Below are 2,595 nucleotides of genomic sequence, written 5' to 3'. Positions count from 1 at the left end.
AAAGTTCTTTAGGGGATTACTGGGCTGGCTTTAGCGTTTATATTCCATCAGACATTGATATGAGCAAAATGGTATTAGACAGAGACAAATTTGTCTGTGTAATTGCACAATGGGGTGTTTGGGAAAATAACCCGAGCTTGCCTGATTTTGCAGTGCGTATGGGTAGGGAAAATGGAGAAGACAAGTTTTTCCTCACATATGAACCTCTCCCGGAATCAAAAATACTTTATCTATGGGATAGCCCATTAATTCAGGGTGAATGGGTTGATTGGGTAGTTCATATAAAGTGGGCTAAAAATGATAGCGGAGTTTTTGAAGTATGGCAGAATGGAGAAAAGGTGTTTAGTAAAACTGATTTTCAATCTACAGATGGTGATGGAAGTGACGTTAAAAGTAAAATAGGCTTGTATTATTCTTCCTGGGGAAAGCGTCAGAGGGAATATGATGAAGTGAAAATTTATTTTGACGATTATACGATAGCCAAAGGTCAAGATATGTACGATGAGGTAAAACCTGGTAATGACTAATTGCAAATAACAGAGAGAAATTCATTTCAGTAGTAAAATTAAACACCATATTCATGAAGATAGTTCTAAACCTGCTTCTCATACTTACCACAAGTATTGCTATAGAAGCACAGAAACCAAACATCATATTCATTCTTTCTGACGATGTTGGAACAGGTGATATCAAATGTTATTATGAGCCATCGAAAGTAACTACGCCAAATATTGACAACCTGGCTTCACAAGGGATGCGTTTTACTCAGGCTTATGCTCCGGGTTCAGTCTGTTCACCTTCACGTTATGCTCTTCTCACCGGCTTTTACCCTTGTCGTGGACCTTTAAGGGATAAGCCTCCAAGATATACGTCTCCGTTGTCTATCGACACAAACATGTTGTCATTACCAGGATTCTTAAAACAACAGGGTTACCGAACAGCACATATTGGGAAATGGCATTTGGGCTATGGTGAAACGGGTATTACGAACTGGGCCGGTGAAATCAAACCCGGACCGCTTGAAATTGGGTTCGATTATCATTTTGGCCTTCCAACGAATCATAGTGATAACTTCAAAACCTACGTGGAAAATCACAGACTGCTTTGGCTCAAAGAGAATATAACTAATCTTCCGGGTAAGCCTACAATAGGCGACCTGACAAAAATCCGTTATGATGATGAAGTAAGCACCACGCTTACCCAAAAAGCTGTCGAGTTTATAAAAAAGAACCAACAGGAGCCATTTTTTATTTATCTGGCTCTTGTCGCAACCCACACACACATTACGCCACATGAGCAATTTCGTGGCACAAGTAAAATAGGGCAACTTGGCGATTATATCAATGAACTTGATTACGACGTGGGAATAATCATGACTACACTTGAGGAGCTCGGTCTGACAGACAATACAATACTGATCTTTGCAAGTGACAATGGTGGAGCTAGTGGAGATGTAAGCTCGGCAGGCAAAAACCTTAATTTGAGGAGCGAATCACATGATGTAGCTGAGAAAAGCAAAACTGCGAAAGACGATGCTCGCAATAAATATGGACACCTTACAAATGGTGATTTTCGCGGGTATAAGGCCAGTAACTTCGAAGGTGGCTTTCGTGTGCCATTTATCGTACGTTGGCCGGGAGAAGTAGCAGCTGGAGTTAAGTCTGATCAGGTTATCTCACTGACTGACATGCTTGCAACAACAGCTGGTTTTCTAGATAAAGATTTACCAGAGTCAGCCGGAGGCGATTCTTTTGACCTCAGTTCAGTAATTTTGGGCAAGAATGTAGAAGGTCCTGTACGTACAACCACCATATTGCAGACAGGCAAGGGGCTTTTGGCCTTTAGAGAAGGTGACTGGAAGCTTCGTTTTACAAAAAGACCCATATGGAAAGGCAAAAAAATGATCTTGCCGGACGCACCGTTTGAACTTTACAACCTTGCTGATGACCCGAATGAGAAAGTCGACCTGGCTGAAAACAGACCAGAGCGGGTTGCCGATATGAAAAAGCTCTTGTTAGAACTAATTGATAAGGGCCGTACCCGGTAATTACAGATGCAACTTATTTGCAATTAGATTATTGGAAAAATCGGGCAGGCAGCCTTAACTGTTAAGGTTCATTTGAATACTCAGGGAGCTAAAAAAATTTTGCGGATGGTTATAATACCATTCATGGTAAAAAAATTCACAATGCCATCCAAAAGTAGAATAAGTAAAAAATCATTAAAATGAAAATAATATTATTTGCTCTATTATTTTTTGGAACAGTTAATCTAACTGGATGTAAAAACAAACAAGATGATTCTGAACGGCCTAATGTTTTAATGATTTGCATTGATGATTTAAATGATTGGCTGGGATGTATGAATGGGCATCCCAATGCCATGACACCCAACATCGACCGGCTGGCGGCGGAGGGAGTTTTGTTTGCCAACGCCCATTGCCAGGCTCCGCTTTGTGGTCCGTCGCGCGCGTCGCTTATGACCGGACTAAGGCCATCTACCACCGGTATTTATGGCATGATTGACGACGATTTAATCAACCAGGACAATCCTTCAACCGAAGGAATTATTTTTCTTCCCGAATATTTCAAAAAC

3 protein-coding genes are annotated in these 2,595 nt (G+C 41.0%); all 3 read left to right on the top strand.

The annotated features are described in order from the left end of the window. The coding region (locus tag VJ937_RS11730; RefSeq protein ID WP_324067314.1) for a heparin lyase I family protein at positions 1 to 527 on the top strand (527 nt) is incomplete at its 5' end. Positions 528 to 580: 53 nt separating this feature from the next. Then, positions 581 to 2,047: an arylsulfatase gene (locus VJ937_RS11725; RefSeq protein ID WP_324067311.1), complete on the top strand. Its 1,467-nt coding sequence runs from the start codon at positions 581 to 583 to the stop codon at positions 2,045 to 2,047. 179 nt (positions 2,048 to 2,226) lie between these two features. Next, a partial coding sequence (locus tag VJ937_RS11720) for a sulfatase-like hydrolase/transferase (protein WP_324067309.1) occupies positions 2,227 to 2,595 on the top strand: 369 nt, incomplete at its 3' end.

Source organism: Salinivirga sp., from assembly GCF_035268865.1.
GTDB lineage: Bacteria > Bacteroidota > Bacteroidia > Bacteroidales > Salinivirgaceae > Salinivirga.
Note: the sequence above shows the minus strand (reverse complement) of the source record. Positions and strands in the feature narration are given on the sequence as shown.